Genomic DNA, 15277 nt, shown 5'->3' on the forward strand with positions numbered 1-15277 from the left:
TGATACGAAACGGTTAGATTTCGGTTTAATCGGAACTTCGTGTCCCCATCGTCTAGAGGCCTAGGACACTGCCCTTTCACGGCTGTAACAGGGGTTCGAATCCCCTTGGGGACGCCACTCCGATAATGTGTGAAAGACATTATCAACTGAATATCTTAAAGATGACTTTAACGAGTCGTGTTTAAGATATTGCTCTTTAACAATCTGGAACAAGCTGAAAATTGAAACAATACAGCTGAAACTTATCTCTCCGTAGAATGACTGAGATAAGGATTAACCTGTATTAGAGTCTCTCAAATAATCGCAATGCGAATACGCATTCTGATGAAGAGAGTCGTGTGAGCTAAGTGAAGGCAAGGCGTACGGCACGGAGGAAGCGGAGTGAACTTAAGGTTCATGAGCATTCCGAGTACCGCACAACGCTGTATTCACGACGCGCAACCGACTTGAACAGAAGAAACGTCTTTGGGTTGTGAGGTTAAGCGACTAAGCGTACACGGTGGATGCCTAGGCAGTCAGAGGCGATGAAGGGCGTGCTAATCTGCGAAAAGCGTCGGTAAGCTGATATGAAGCGTTACAACCGACGATACCCGAATGGGGAAACCCAGTGCAATTCGTTGCACTATTGCATGGTGAATACATAGCCATGCAAGGCGAACCGGGGGAACTGAAACATCTAAGTACCCCGAGGAAAAGAAATCAACCGAGATTCCCCCAGTAGCGGCGAGCGAACGGGGAAGAGCCCAGAGTCTGAATCAGTTTGTGTGCTAGTGGAAGCGTCTGGAAAGTCGCACGGTACAGGGTGATAGTCCCGTACACAAAAGCACACTTGCTGTGAACTCGATGAGTAGGGCGGGACACGTGACATCCTGTCTGAATATGGGGGGACCATCCTCCAAGGCTAAATACTCCTGACTGACCGATAGTGAACCAGTACCGTGAGGGAAAGGCGAAAAGAACCCCGGCGAGGGGAGTGAAATAGAACCTGAAACCGTGTACGTACAAGCAGTGGGAGCACCTTCGTGGTGTGACTGCGTACCTTTTGTATAATGGGTCAGCGACTTATATTTTGTAGCAAGGTTAACCGAATAGGGGAGCCGTAGGGAAACCGAGTCTTAACTGGGCGTCTAGTTGCAAGGTATAGACCCGAAACCCGGTGATCTAGCCATGGGCAGGTTGAAGGTTGGGTAACACTAACTGGAGGACCGAACCGACTAATGTTGAAAAATTAGCGGATGACTTGTGGCTGGGGGTGAAAGGCCAATCAAACCGGGAGATAGCTGGTTCTCCCCGAAAGCTATTTAGGTAGCGCCTCGTGAACTCATCTTCGGGGGTAGAGCACTGTTTCGGCTAGGGGGCCACCCCGGCTTACCAAACCGATGCAAACTCCGAATACCGAAGAATGTTATCACGGGAGACACACGGCGGGTGCTAACGTCCGTCGTGAAGAGGGAAACAACCCAGACCGCCAGCTAAGGTCCCAAAGTCATGGTTAAGTGGGAAACGATGTGGGAAGGCATAGACAGCCAGGATGTTGGCTTAGAAGCAGCCATCATTTAAAGAAAGCGTAATAGCTCACTGGTCGAGTCGGCCTGCGCGGAAGATGTAACGGGGCTAAACCATGCACCGAAGCTGCGGCAGCGACGCTTAGGCGTTGTTGGGTAGGGGAGCGTTCTGTAAGCCGTTGAAGGTGACTTGTGAGGGTTGCTGGAGGTATCAGAAGTGCGAATGCTGACATAAGTAACGATAATGCGGGTGAAAAGCCCGCACGCCGGAAGACCAAGGGTTCCTGTCCAACGTTAATCGGGGCAGGGTGAGTCGACCCCTAAGGCGAGGCTGAAAAGCGTAGTCGATGGGAAACAGGTTAATATTCCTGTACTTGGTGTTACTGCGAAGGGGGGACGGAGAAGGCTAGGCTAGCCGGGCGACGGTTGTCCCGGTTTAAGCATGTAGGCGGAGTGACTTGGTAAATCCGGTTGCTTATCAACGCTGAGGTGTGATGACGAGCCACTACGGTGGTGAAGTAGTTGATGCCAAGCTTCCAGGAAAAGCCTCTAAGCATCAGGTAACATTAAATCGTACCCCAAACCGACACAGGTGGTCAGGTAGAGAATACTCAGGCGCTTGAGAGAACTCGGGTGAAGGAACTAGGCAAAATGGTGCCGTAACTTCGGGAGAAGGCACGCTGGCATTAGGTAAAGAGACTTGCTCTCGGCGCCGAAGCCAGTCGCAGATACCAGCTGGCTGCAACTGTTTAATAAAAACACAGCACTGTGCAAACACGAAAGTGGACGTATACGGTGTGACGCCTGCCCGGTGCTGGAAGGTTAATTGATGGGGTCAGCCGCAAGGCGAAGCTCTTGATCGAAGCCCCAGTAAACGGCGGCCGTAACTATAACGGTCCTAAGGTAGCGAAATTCCTTGTCGGGTAAGTTCCGACCTGCACGAATGGCGTAATGATGGCCAGGCTGTCTCCACCCGAGACTCAGTGAAATTGAACTCGCTGTGAAGATGCAGTGTACCCGCGGCAAGACGGAAAGACCCCGTGAACCTTTACTATAGCTTGACACTGAACATTGAGCCTTGATGTGTAGGATAGGTGGGAGGCATTGAAGTGTGGACGCCAGTCTGCATGGAGCCAACCTTGAAATACCACCCTTTAATGTTTGATGTTCTAACTCGGCCCCGTAATCCGGGGTGAGGACAGTGTCTGGTGGGTAGTTTGACTGGGGCGGTCTCCTCCCAAAGAGTAACGGAGGAGCACGAAGGTTAGCTAATCACGGTCGGACATCGTGAGGTTAGTGCAAAGGCATAAGCTAGCTTGACTGCGAGAGTGACGGCTCGAGCAGGTACGAAAGTAGGTCTTAGTGATCCGGTGGTTCTGAATGGAAGGGCCATCGCTCAACGGATAAAAGGTACTCCGGGGATAACAGGCTGATACCGCCCAAGAGTTCATATCGACGGCGGTGTTTGGCACCTCGATGTCGGCTCATCACATCCTGGGGCTGAAGTAGGTCCCAAGGGTATGGCTGTTCGCCATTTAAAGTGGTACGCGAGCTGGGTTTAGAACGTCGTGAGACAGTTCGGTCCCTATCTGCCGTGGGCGTTGGAAGATTGAGAGGGGCTGCTCCTAGTACGAGAGGACCGGAGTGGACGAATCACTGGTGTTCGGGTTGTCATGCCAATGGCATTGCCCGGTAGCTAAATTCGGAAGAGATAACCGCTGAAAGCATCTAAGCGGGAAACTTGCCTCGAGATGAGTCTTCCCTGGGGCTTTAAGCCCCCTGAAGGAACGTTAAAGACTATGACGTTGATAGGCTGGGTGTGTAAGTGCAGCGATGTATTGAGCTAACCAGTACTAATGATCCGTGAGGCTTAACCTTACAACACCAAAGGTGTTTTGTGTTTGAGAGAGAATGATATTTTCAGCGAATGTTCCGAGATTGGGCTGGCTGGCTGTGTGAAGAATTGCATAGCGGGTTAGTTTAGACAGAATTTGCCTGGCGGCCTTAGCGCGGTGGTCCCACCTGATCCCATGCCGAACTCAGAAGTGAAACGCCGTAGCGCCGATGGTAGTGTGGGGTCTCCCCATGCGAGAGTAGGACACTGCCAGGCATCAAATAAGCAAAAGAGGCTACCCTAACGGGTGGCCTTTTTTGTTTGTCTGGCATACAGGTTCGGCATTGAGAATGCCCCCGTAGGCCTGAAGGAATGAAACTCATCCTAAGATGTATTGCGCATGCAGTTTGAACATTGAATAACCTTTTCTTTTTGCTTTCTGTCATTTTTATAACCCCCACCACAGAAAATAAACTTTTTTACCTTAAAATCATTCAATCATAAAATTGAAACGATGTTTTGATTGTGAGGTTTGAATGAATGCAGGTCTATTTGTCTGTTCGCTCGCACTGTCAGCGACACTTACTGCCGCAACGGTACAGGCAAGTCCTGTGACGTATCAAAAAGAAGCTATTACTGAAAATAATCTGCCAGTATTTTATCCACAGCTAAAAAAACAGATGACTTATCAAAGTTCATGGCTGGCAGGGAGATACACTGACTTTGCACTGTGGAAGAGCGACACCAGAAAGATTTTCCGACAAGCATTGCTCACCCCTGACTCAACAATTGCATTTTCCGCAGAAAAAATAGATCAGCAGGACCGTGGCCGCTATATTGCTGAAAAAATAGCATTAAACATCACTGATGAAAGCCGTGTCCAAGGCTTGCTATTAACACCGAAAAGCAAAGGCCCTCATCCGGCGATTGTTCTCTTGCATGACCATGGCTCCAAATTTGATATTGGCAAAGAGAAAATGATCCGCCCTTGGGGTGATAGTGCGCAACTTGCCTCAGCGCAGGCTTGGTCGGATAAATTCTTTAGCGGTAAATTCATCGGTGATGAATTGGCAAAACGCGGTTATGTCGTACTTTCTATTGATGCTATTGGCTGGGGTGATAGAGGCCCTATCAGCTATGAGCAGCAACAGGCTTTAGCCAGTAATTTCTTTAATCTTGGCCGTTCATTAGCCGGAACTATGGCTTATGAAGATATACGGACGGTTGATTTTCTGGCGACACTTCCATCAGTTGACCGCCAACGGATTGGTGCTCTCGGATTTTCTATGGGAGCGTACCGTGCCTGGCAGTTAGCGGCATTATCGGATAAGGTCGCGGCTACTGCAGCTATCTCTTGGTTTGGTAACTATCAAGGGTTGATGACCCCAGGCAATAATGTACTTCGTGGACAATCCGCTTTTTACATGCTCCACCCTGGCATTGCCAATAAGTTGGATTTTCCTGATATTGCCAGTTTGGCAGCACCAAAACCGATGCTTCTTTTTAACGGCGGGAAAGATAAATTGTTCCCATCGGATGCTGTCGAGCAGGCTTACAGTAAAGTGCATGCAATCTGGCGGTCACAAAATGCGGAATCACGCTTGGTCACTCGTAGCTGGCCCGCACTGGGGCACGTATTTTACCAAGAGCAGCAAGATGTGGTTTTCCCTTGGTTAGACCGCTGGTTGAAGCCATAAAAAAAGGCCCCGAGGGGCCTTTTATCCACCAAATGCTATCAATGAGAGCTGCTTTGAGATGCGCCCAAGCCAGTTTGTGAACGGACAAACTGTGCTTTGAAGCGCAGACGTTCTTGCTTACCCTCTTCTGAATTATCGGTGACAGAGAAGAACCATATCCCGACAAATGCCACTATCATTGAGAATAATGCTGGGTATTCATATGGATAAATTGGTTTTGCATGCCCCAGAATGGTTACCCAGATAGTTGGGCCTAAAATCATCAGGATCACCGCAGTCAGTAACCCCAACCAGCCTCCAATCATTGCACCACGCGTGGTCAGTTTATCCCAATACATTGAAATAAAGATGATTGGGAAGTTACAACTGGCGGCAATGGAGAATGCCAAACCTACCATGAAAGCAATGTTTTGCTTTTCAAACAAAATCCCCAAGCCGATTGCGACAAACCCTAAAATAACCACTGTGATTTTAGAAACTCTCAGTTCATCGCGTTCGTTTGCTTTACCCTTTTTGATGACACTGGCATAAAGGTCATGAGAAACCGCAGATGCACCCGCTAATGTCAGACCTGCTACCACCGCCAGAATAGTTGCGAAAGCAACTGCTGAGATAAAGCCTAAGAAGAAGCTACCCCCCACGGCATTAGCCAGATGCACTGCTGCCATATTATTACCGCCAAGCAATGCCCCCGCTGCATCCTTAAAGGCTGGATTCGGGCCGACCAACAGGATTGCGCCAAAGCCAATAATAAAGGTCAATATGTAGAAGTAGCCGATAAAGCCGGTAGCATAGAACACACTTTTACGGGCTTCTTTGGCGTCACTTACCGTAAAGAAACGCATTAGAATGTGTGGTAAGCCTGCGGTACCGAACATTAGTGCTAATCCGAGCGACAAGGCTGATATCGGGTCAGAGACTAACCCTCCAGGGCTCATGATTGCCAAGCCTTTAGGGTGAACTTTAATCGCTTCACTGAATAAGGTATTGAAGTTAAAGTTAACAGACTTCATAACCATAATGGCCATAAACGAAGCACCGGCCAGCAGTAACACCGCTTTGATGATTTGTACCCATGTGGTGGCCAGCATGCCACCAAACAAGACGTACAGCACCATCAGGATGCCCACCAACACCACGGCTACGTGGTAGTTCAAGCCAAATAACAACTCTATCAGCTTACCGGCACCGACCATTTGAGCTATCAGGTATAAAGCGACTACCACTAACGAACCACAGGCTGATAATGTTCTTATTGGCCTTTGCTTCAAGCGATATGAAGCTACATCAGCAAAGGTATAGCGACCCAGATTACGCAGCCGCTCGGCGATTAAAAACAGAATGATTGGCCAGCCGATTAAAAAGCCGATGGAGTAAATCAGGCCATCATAACCAGAGGTATAAACCAGCGCGGAAATACCGAGGAATGATGCCGCAGACATAAAGTCACCAGCAATTGCCAGACCATTTTGGAAACCGGTTATGCGCCCGCCAGCGGTATAATAATCACCCCGGGAACGGGTACGTTTTGATGCCCAGTAGGTAATATATAATGTCGCGCCAACAAACAGTACGAACATGATGATCGCCTGAATATTGAGCGGCTGGCGATGAACTTCGCCGGTAATTGCTTCTGCCTGTGACAGCGCAGGCAGAGCCAATAAGGAAAGTACGGACCAATGGCGAGTCTTCATTGCTTCACCTCACGAAGAATTTCTGCCGTCAGACGGTCAAACTCGCCATTAGCACGAATAACGTAAATACCTGTAAGAACAAAAGAAATAACGATTAATCCCACACCAACGGGTATGCCGCGAGTAATGCTGGAGCCTGCATATAGCGGGGCTCCGAGCCATTGTGGTTCGAAAGCAATAAGGAAAATGAAACCGACATACAGCGCTAGGGTAATGAGCGACAGTATCCAGGCAAAACGGCCACGCTTTCGCACTAACTCTTTGAAACGCGGGTTATTTTCAATCTCTTGATAAATGCTGTCATTCATCAGAGTCTCTCCTTTGAGGCATTAATTAAGTTTGCCGCCCGTAGGCGGCACAATTTACGACGGTGTTTGCATTGATTGTTTTTCTTCCAGTAATTTGTCCACTACGCCCGGATCGGCCAGTGTTGAGGTATCCCCTAGGTTGCTGGTATCGCCAGCCGCAATTTTGCGCAGAATACGGCGCATGATCTTGCCTGAACGGGTTTTTGGTAGTGAATCAGTCCAGTGCAAGATATCTGGGGTTGCAATTGGACCAATCTCTTTACGCACCCAATTACGCACCTCGGTATACAGCTCTGGTGTTGGCTCTTCGCCATGATTCAGCGTGATGTAGGCATAGATAGCTTGCCCTTTAATGCTGTGGGGTACCCCGACGACAGCCGCTTCGGCAATTTTCGGGTGTGAGACCAACGCGGATTCAATTTCAGCGGTCCCTAAGCGGTGACCTGAAACGTTAAGTACGTCATCGACGCGACCGGTTATCCAGTAGTAGCCATCTTCGTCACGGCGAGCGCCATCACCACTGAAATACATGCCCTTAAAGGTTGAAAAGTAGGTTTGCTCAAAACGGTCATGATCGCCGAACAACGTTCGGGCCTGACCCGGCCAAGAGTCGGTTATCACCAGATTGCCTTCGGCTGCACCTTCTTGCGGATTACCTAAGTTGTCTACTAGCGCAGGTTGTACGCCAAAGAATGGGCGAGTGGCAGAACCTGCTTTTAATTCTGTGGCTCCCGGTAGTGGCGTTATCATGAAACCGCCAGTTTCAGTTTGCCACCAGGTATCAACAATTGGGCATTTACTGTTACCAATTTTGTTGTAATACCATTCCCATGCTTCTGGGTTTATAGGTTCCCCAACTGAACCCATGATGCGCAGGGAGTCGCGTTTTGTCCCTTCGATGGCTTTGTCACCTTCGGCCATTAAGGCACGAATGGCGGTAGGGGCGGTGTACAGGATATTAACCTGATGCTTATCGATAACCTGCCCCAAGCGATTGACGCCCGGATAGTTAGGAACACCCTCGAACATTAGAGTAATAGCTCCACAGGCCAGTGGGCCATACAGCAAATAGCTGTGACCGGTGACCCAACCAACGTCTGCCGTACACCAGTAGATGTCGCCGGGGTGATAATCGAAAACGTATTTAAAGGTTAGCGCGGCATAAACCAGATAGCCGCCGGTGGTATGTAACACCCCTTTTGGTTTGCCAGTGGAGCCGGAGGTATAAAGGATGAACAGTGGGTCTTCGGCATTCATTTCTTCTGGCGGGCAGTCGGCAGAGGCTTCTTTAATCAGGTCATGCCACCACAAATCTCTCCCGTCTTTCCAATAGCTGGCATTGCCAGTACGTTGGAAGACGACAACATTCTTGATACTGGTGATTGCTGGATTTTTTAGAGCATCATCGACATTTTTTTTCAGTGGAATTGCGCGACCAGCACGAATGCCTTCATCGGCAGTAATCACCAGTTTTGAGTTAGAGTCGATAATTCGGCCAGCAACGGCATCAGGTGAGAATCCACCAAAAATAACAGAGTGAACTGCGCCAATACGTGCGCAAGCCAGCATAGCAACAGCGGCTTCTGGCACCATCGGCATATAGATTGCAACCACATCACCTTTCTTGATGCCCAGTTTTTTCAGCACATTAGCAAACTGGCATACATCATGGTGAAGCTGTTTATACGTGACGGTTTTTGACTGGTTAGGATCATCGCCTTCCCAGATTATCGCTGTTTGATCACCACGCTCCGCCAGATGGCGGTCAAGGCAGTTGGCTGCAAGATTCAATGTGCCATCTTCAAACCAGCGGATACTGACATGGCCGGGGTCAAAAGACGTATTTTTAACCGTTGTATATGGTTTTATCCAATCAATAATCTTGCCATGTTCGCCCCAAAACTCATCTGGGTTCTGCACAGACTGTTGATAATATTGATTATATTGTTCAGGGCTTATCAGGGCATGCTCTGCAATTGCAGTTGGAATAGGGTATTTATGTATTTGGCTCATAATAGTTCTCCTTGAGATTGTTAATAATATGTCAATCAAAAGTTAATTATAGTGCGAGGGGCTGTTTTGTTTCTTTTTTGGGCGGCAGATCACGCATAAAAGATGTTGATTTAGAGACTTACTTAATGTGCTGCGTGGTGAATCGATATCTTAATGATAGGAGAGCTGAGCTATGGCCATGCAATAAAGGAAAAGAAATGTGCACATCAGCCCATTTCCAGAGTGAAATGGGCATATTGAAGGACATATATAATCAAAAGTAATAACGCAATGTGACTAATTCAGTTCTGGGGTAGTTGTTAACCAAAAAATAAAAGTATAATTTACAACTATCGAGAAGTTGTTATTTTTATATCTAATTGCAATTAGAATTAAATATATATTCCAACTGGAAATATAAATATGTAAATAGAAATTTCAATAGCATAAATATGCAACTTACTATTTTCTCTATTTGAGTAACTTACTCGCTATTATCTGAGGAATAATCGACTTTAGTTGTTAAATATCCAAAATAAGCGGAGAATTAAAACAAATAAATTTAACAAAATTAAAACAAATTTCATCAAAAAATAAAACATATCGTGAATTTCTTACACAATTTTATTTAGCGTATTTTTTATACAGTACACCATGGTGTTATTTGTCATTCATGGATTTTATTTTTTCAATAACAAATATTTACTGTGGTTTAATGATTTATTGGGCTAACGTTATGCATCACCGCTATGTGGGCTTAGTGTAAACAAAACTTGCAGAAGAGTGCCCAGAAATGATACTGATTTATAACGTGGCCGGCTGACGGGAGGCTGGACCATACGTTTTATCAACTATAGCCCCGTATTTAATGATTAAGTATTCTATTTGAAATGCTTGGTGACTTGCGTTTTATAGGATGCTTTGAGGAATTTTTAGGGTATGAAAAGTGTAAAAATAGGTCTGGCCTGGCAAATACTCATTGCACTGGTATTAGGTATTTTGGTTGGTGCTGTCTTGCATAACCAAATTGAATCTAGGGAATGGTTAGTTAGTAATGTTTTAAGCCCAGCGGGCGATATCTTCATCCGCTTAATTAAAATGATTGTTGTACCGATAGTTATTTCGACGTTGATCGTGGGTATTGCGGGTGTCGGTGACGCTAAGAAGCTTGGTCGAATTGGCTTGAAAACCATTATCTATTTCGAAGTTATCACCACCGTGGCTATTATTGTTGGGATCACTTTGGCGAATGTGTTCCAACCGGGGCACGGCATTGATATGTCAGCATTGACCGTGGTCGATATCTCTCAATATGAAAAGACCACTGAACAAGTACAAAGTGGTAGCCACAGTCTGGTGAGCACTATCTTGTCGCTCATTCCTCCTAACGTCTTCGCTTCAATGGCGAAAGGCGATATGTTGCCAATTATCTTCTTCTCAGTGTTGTTTGGTTTAGGGCTGTCTTCATTGCCAAAAGAAACCAAAGAACCACTGTTGAATGTGTTTAAAGCCGTTTCTGAAAGCATGTTCAAAGTCACTCATATGATTATGCGTTATGCGCCTATCGGGGTGTTTGGCTTGATCTCGGTAACTGTCGCCAATTTTGGTTTTGCCTCGCTTATTCCATTGGCAAAACTGGTTATTTTGGTTTATGCCGCAATTCTATTTTTTGCGCTGGTCGTGCTGGGAACCGTTGCCAGGTTATGTAAATTACGTATCTGGACATTGATTCGAATTTTGAAAGATGAGCTGATTTTGGCTTACTCTACCGCCAGTTCAGAAACTGTATTGCCGCGAATCATCGAGAAAATGGAAGCCTATGGTGCACCAAAATCGATTACCAGCTTTGTGGTTCCGACTGGCTATTCCTTCAACTTAGATGGTTCTACACTTTATCAGAGTATTGCCGCCATATTTATTGCCCAGCTATACGGCATTGAACTGTCTATCGGGCAAGAAATTATTCTAGTTCTAACGTTAATGGTGACGTCGAAAGGTATTGCTGGCGTGCCGGGAGTATCTTTTGTTGTCTTGTTAGCAACACTAGGCAGTGTAGGTATTCCGCTGGAAGGTTTAGCGTTTATCGCCGGAGTGGACCGTATACTGGATATGGCCCGAACTGCACTGAACGTGGTAGGCAATGCGTTAGCGGTGCTGGTTATAGCCAAGTGGGAACATCAGTTTGATCATAAAAAAGCCAAGGCATATGAGAAAGCGTTGTTTGCACCGGAACAGACACCAGTTAACCAAGGGTAATTCTCTTCGTCCTTGATGTTTGGACGTTGATATCTGTGGACCCCCTTATCGGTGAGATACCGACAAGGGGGTTTTTATTTGCGTCTATCATCAATAAAACACCAGGGATATTACTCATTTAGCCCTAAGCGATACGACCAGTGAATAAGCTCAGCGACTTTGTGTACATCCAGTTTTTTCATCATATTCAGGCGATGGGTTTCGACGGTTTTTTGGCTGATGGAAAGGTGCGCTGCGATAATACGGTTACAGGCACCTTCGGTAATAAGTTTTAGGATCTGTCGCTCTCGTGGCGTTAGCACTGGCTGGCAGGCATCAGTACCTTGTGCCAGCTTATTGACCAGAGAACTATTCAGTGCAGGATCAATATAGCGTTTACCTACTGAAACCGTTTGAATAGCTGCCATCAGAATCTGCTGTGGGCTTTTTTTCAAAACAGAACCTAGTGCGCCGCTGTTTAATGTTCTGCTGGCATGATGTTCCTCATGGCGGGCCGTTAATGCTAAAATCTTCATGGTTGGCCAGCGGCGAAGCAGTTGGATAATGACATCAAGGCCATCCATACCGGGTAACCCGAGATCTATAATCGCAATATCTGGTTCTGTTTGTCGGCACAAGTTGTATACCTCCAGCCCGTTATCAGCTTGCCCAACAATCTGATAGCGTGGATAAGCTGCCAGCATATTTTTAATGCCATTAATGATTAGTTCATGATCGTCGACAATCAGTAATTTCGTATTCATAAAGTTATTCCCTTTACCTGATGATTGAAATGGTGTCGCGGGGATCCCGCGATTGAAACAGCAAATGGATTATCTCGCCGAGGTGATCGATATCCTGCTGTGTAATGAGTTCATTATTTTCGATTGCTATTTCCAACTGAATCACAGCGTCTTGTAACTCAATAAGGCCCGCTTGCCCGGCACAGCCTTTTAAGGTGTGAAGCTGGTGCGATAACGTGGGGGTATGGGTGAGAGACTCTCTCCCCTGCTGTACTAATAATTGCAATGATTGTGATAGTTTAAGACGCAGTGAGGTGTCAGCCAGATTCAATAGTGGCCTCGGTGTTGATAACTGAGGGGAGAGTGTGACCCCGCGTTCGAGCTGGAATTGTGCAGCCAGATCCAGTACTTCTGCCAGTTGGCTGAAAGTCACCGGTTTAGAGAGATAATGATTCATCCCCGCCTGACTGGCCCTTATCTTTTCCTCAGGATTAGTATTGGCACTTAATGCCGTAATCATGCAGCGATTATCCTGATTATTCACATCACCACGCCAATAGCGGGTTGTTGCCAGCCCATCCATACCAGGCATACGAATATCCATCAGCACCAGATCAAAATGCTGCGTTTGGCCGATACGTAGTGCTATTTCGCCACTCTCCGCCAGAGTCACTTGATGCCCCAATTGGCGCAGCATCATGCCGGTAATATCCCTATTGGTTTCAGCATCATCGACCAATAATATGGACATATGCCAAGGTTGTAGCGGGAGTGTATGGGGTATTTGGGGCTGAGATGATGCGTGTTGATCCTCTCCGTTAAGATGCTTTTTAACTTTGCTATATAAGCGACCAGGCAGGTAGCACAACTCTTTATCGCTAAAGGTTTCCTGCTGCTTGTGTACTGATCCACTACTCACTGATTGGCAGGTAATCCCCCAAGCGGATAATTGATGATGTAATGGCTGTGGCGCATAAATTTCGCCTTTAAATAGTTGTACTCTCTATGGTTGTCGGCGATGGGGATTAAAACAGAGAACTACTGTTATGGCCGCAGTAAAGCGCTGGACAGGGTATTGAATAATGCGCTAATTCGGCAACGAAAATTTCCACAGCAAACGCTGCCTGCGGTGCTGAGCAAGCAGCAGCAAGAGCGAATGGCAAGTTACCCGCGCTTATCTGCCCGCTGTCTGGCGCTGGGGTTGGTCCATTTACAATGTGGTGATTATTTGCGCCTACGGCGTTATCGCGAGCAGCTTTCGCCGCTATTGGATGAAGCTGATATTCAACAACTCATTGGTATGGGATATCAGGGGCACCTGCCGGCGACCTTAAACCCACAGCATCTGCCCACGGTTGCTTTACGACTGGGGCATAGCCTGGCACATCAGGTACGCCATGATGATGTGGTCTGGCGTGCAATCTCTATCTCATTACCCCCTCAGCCACGTGCATTATCTCTGTCTCAGGCATTCTCTTTTTCGGTTGACAGTTGGTTAACCCGACTGGAGCGTTTGCTATGAACCCTTTTCATCTCAGGATAGAGAAATTTGATTATTCGCTGCCAGCGGGGCGAGTCATTGCGGCGGTTCAGTTACAGGAAATGGCGCAGAGCCGCGATATTTTATCTGCTGCCCGAGAGCAGGCAGCCAAGATTGTGTAAGCAGCGCAGGATGAGAGCCGCGTGTTGTTAGCGCAAGCACAGCAACAAGCAGACATGCTGATGGTCCAAGTGCGGAGTCAAACAGAAGCTGAGGTGTTGGCGCAACATGTTGGCTGGTTGGTCGCGGCGGAGCAATTGGAGGCCGCTCTGATTACGCAATCCCGTCAGCATATTCTGGCAGCGATTACGGCGGTGGTAACTGCCTGGGCCGGTCAGCAATCTGTGGAGCAGATTTTGATTCATCGGCTGGGGGCGCAAGTGGAGAAAATGGCGCACGGTGAAAAGTTGCTCTTACAGGTTCACCCGCAGCATCTGCCTGCCGTGACCGCTGCTCTGGGTGAGCGGGTACAGTGTGTGGGGGATGAGAGTATGCCTGAAGATGCCGCATGCTTAGGTTCGCCAATGCTGCAAGTTAGCCTTTCTCTGCGTAGCCATTTGGCGCAACTTATCCTTTGGCTACAGGAGCCAGCTCATGATTAATGCCAATAATGTGTCAGAGACCTTGGCAGTTCACGGCTCTCACCAAAATGTGGGGAAGGCGCATGGCGAAATAACCCCCGCACACTCAGTCATGGAATTAGCCAGCATTGAATTATCTGAAGTGAGACAAACTGCGCTGGAAGAGACGATGGAAGAGATCGGTCTGAGTCTCGGTTCCCGTTTGAAAGATCAAAAATCCATTGAGGCTGAAGAGCGTAATCTGCGCCGCCAACAGCTATTGGTGAAGTTGATAACTCAACTCTCTGGTAGCAGCGACATGCTGTTTTCACAGAATATTCCGCTTGATGTGGATCTTGTTTCACTTGCCAACAAGCTTCGACAAGGTGAGCTATCGGCAGGGCAGCAAGTGTTACTGTTGGCCGCCATGCTGGCACACAGCAAAAATAACCCATTACGCCGCCGCAGCTTATCGCAATTACTTGGCCCGCTACTTGAGCGTGAGGGCTGGGAGGTTGAGCTATTTGGTCTGTTGGAGCTGGGTACGGAGGGCAGCCGCGCGCTGGGCGCCGTCAAACAGTTGTTTCAGCAAAGTATTCATCAAAGTGAATTGTCACTGGCGGAGTGGTTTACCCAGGTGAGCCGTTGGCCACAGCGCCAGCAACGTGTTCGGGTACTCATGCGGGCAATCGCGTTTGATTTGTCCTGTCGGCCGTTCGCTCAATACGGTGAGCGTTTGTCCGCTACGCTCTACCAGTTGCGCCGCTTGCTGATGTTTCTCGGGTTGGAAGACCATTGCAGCCAGGTGGGGAATGTCTGTGGCGTGGCAGGAGATACGATTCTGAACGAGGTACTGGCGGTGGTGGGGCAACCCTGGCTATTTAGTAGCTGGTTGCAGCCACGAATTGAAGCGATTACCGGTGCGGATGCCAAAGCACAGCGAGGATTCATTCGTCGGTTTTATGAGTTGTTTAAATTGATGCCAGTGGATTGTTTCAATGATCAGGAACAACAAGCACAAATTTTAGCCACCTTGCTGGAGATATGACTTTTCGTTTCAGGCGAACCCCCGATGGCTGATGAGGCATTGGCTGCGTATTCTTTTCATTGTTTGTTCTCGTCATTTTTCAACTTGCAGGTGCGCTGGCTGCGTTCGTGACTCGGCCACA

The 15277-nt window shown here is 47.6% G+C and carries 8 protein-coding genes, 1 tRNA gene, 2 rRNA genes and 2 pseudogenes; 8 read left to right on the forward strand and 5 right to left on the reverse strand.

Annotated elements, in window-relative coordinates; translation table 11 throughout:
• Window positions 1-41 precede the first annotated feature (41 nt).
• The 4 genes from A6J67_RS05020 (at window position 42) to A6J67_RS05035 (ending at window position 5036) form a co-directional block, all read left to right on the forward strand.
• Window positions 42-117, forward strand: a tRNA-Glu gene (locus tag A6J67_RS05020).
• A gap of 359 nt (window positions 118-476) precedes the next feature.
• Window positions 477-3383 (forward strand): 23S ribosomal RNA (locus tag A6J67_RS05025).
• A gap of 116 nt (window positions 3384-3499) precedes the next feature.
• Window positions 3500-3615, forward strand: a 5S ribosomal RNA gene (gene rrf, locus A6J67_RS05030).
• Window positions 3616-4019: 404 nt separating this feature from the next.
• Window positions 4020-5036 (forward strand): dienelactone hydrolase family protein, encoded by a 1017-nt coding sequence (locus tag A6J67_RS05035; protein WP_080984881.1) that lies wholly within the window; start codon window positions 4020-4022, stop codon window positions 5034-5036.
• Between the two features lie 38 nt (window positions 5037-5074).
• Here the strand turns inward: A6J67_RS05035 and actP are convergent, their stop codons facing one another.
• The 3 genes from actP to acs are packed head-to-tail and all read right to left on the reverse strand — an operon-like array spanning window position 5075 to window position 9051.
• On the reverse strand, window positions 5075-6730 hold the full coding sequence (gene actP / locus A6J67_RS05040; protein WP_032906797.1) for a cation/acetate symporter ActP: 1656 nt from the start codon (window positions 6728-6730) through the stop codon (window positions 5075-5077).
• Window positions 6727-7038: a DUF485 domain-containing protein gene (locus A6J67_RS05045; protein WP_005187192.1), complete on the reverse strand. Its 312-nt coding sequence runs from the start codon at window positions 7036-7038 to the stop codon at window positions 6727-6729. Before A6J67_RS05045 ends, actP begins: the two co-directional genes overlap by 4 nt.
• A gap of 54 nt (window positions 7039-7092) precedes the next feature.
• Window positions 7093-9051, reverse strand: a complete 1959-nt coding sequence (gene acs, locus A6J67_RS05050; RefSeq protein WP_005187195.1) for an acetate--CoA ligase — start codon at window positions 9049-9051, stop codon at window positions 7093-7095.
• Between the two features lie 918 nt (window positions 9052-9969).
• Here acs and gltP point away from each other — a divergent pair.
• Window positions 9970-11286, forward strand: coding sequence for a glutamate/aspartate:proton symporter GltP (gltP, locus tag A6J67_RS05055; RefSeq protein ID WP_005187197.1), 1317 nt, complete (start codon window positions 9970-9972; stop codon window positions 11284-11286).
• Window positions 11287-11396: 110 nt separating this feature from the next.
• On the opposite strand, the gene A6J67_RS05060 is transcribed toward gltP, so the two are convergent.
• A complete protein-coding gene (locus A6J67_RS05060) occupies window positions 11397-12029 on the reverse strand; it encodes a two component system response regulator (RefSeq protein ID WP_080608060.1) in 633 nt (210 codons plus the stop codon).
• Between the two features lie 13 nt (window positions 12030-12042).
• Window positions 12043-12999, reverse strand: a pseudogene (locus A6J67_RS05065) (response regulator); the annotation flags it as partial.
• Between the two features lie 3 nt (window positions 13000-13002).
• Between A6J67_RS05065 and A6J67_RS05070 the strand changes: the two are divergent.
• From A6J67_RS05070 to A6J67_RS05080, 3 genes and pseudogenes are all read left to right on the forward strand, one after another.
• Window positions 13003-13530, forward strand: a complete 528-nt coding sequence (locus A6J67_RS05070) for a type III secretion system domain-containing protein (RefSeq protein ID WP_226967882.1) — start codon at window positions 13003-13005, stop codon at window positions 13528-13530.
• Window positions 13527-14150 (forward strand): annotated as a pseudogene (gene sctL / locus A6J67_RS05075) (type III secretion system stator protein SctL). The gene A6J67_RS05070 and the pseudogene sctL overlap by 4 nt, the downstream one beginning before the upstream one ends.
• On the forward strand, window positions 14143-15156 hold the full coding sequence (locus A6J67_RS05080; RefSeq protein ID WP_042568719.1) for a TyeA family type III secretion system gatekeeper subunit: 1014 nt from the start codon (window positions 14143-14145) through the stop codon (window positions 15154-15156). Before sctL ends, A6J67_RS05080 begins: the two are co-directional and overlap by 8 nt.
• The last annotated feature ends 121 nt before the right edge of the window (window positions 15157-15277 follow it).

The sequence above is a fragment of the Yersinia sp. FDAARGOS_228 genome (genome assembly GCF_002073315.2).
Lineage (GTDB): Bacteria > Pseudomonadota > Gammaproteobacteria > Enterobacterales > Enterobacteriaceae > Yersinia > Yersinia intermedia.

Bases quoted from the DNA above. Each gene is read 5' to 3' on its own strand.
- A6J67_RS05035 (WP_080984881.1), top strand. From the start codon at position 4,020: ATGACTTATCAAAGTTCATGGCTGGCAGGGAGATACACTGACTTTGCA.
- actP (WP_032906797.1), bottom strand. From the start codon at position 6,730: ATGAAGACTCGCCATTGGTCCGTACTTTCCTTATTGGCTCTGCCTGCG.
- A6J67_RS05045 (WP_005187192.1), bottom strand. From the start codon at position 7,038: ATGAATGACAGCATTTATCAAGAGATTGAAAATAACCCGCGTTTCAAA.
- acs (WP_005187195.1), bottom strand. From the start codon at position 9,051: ATGAGCCAAATACATAAATACCCTATTCCAACTGCAATTGCAGAGCAT.
- gltP (WP_005187197.1), top strand. From the start codon at position 9,970: ATGAAAAGTGTAAAAATAGGTCTGGCCTGGCAAATACTCATTGCACTG.
- A6J67_RS05060 (WP_080608060.1), bottom strand. From the start codon at position 12,029: ATGAATACGAAATTACTGATTGTCGACGATCATGAACTAATCATTAAT.
- A6J67_RS05080 (WP_042568719.1), top strand. From the start codon at position 14,143: ATGATTAATGCCAATAATGTGTCAGAGACCTTGGCAGTTCACGGCTCT.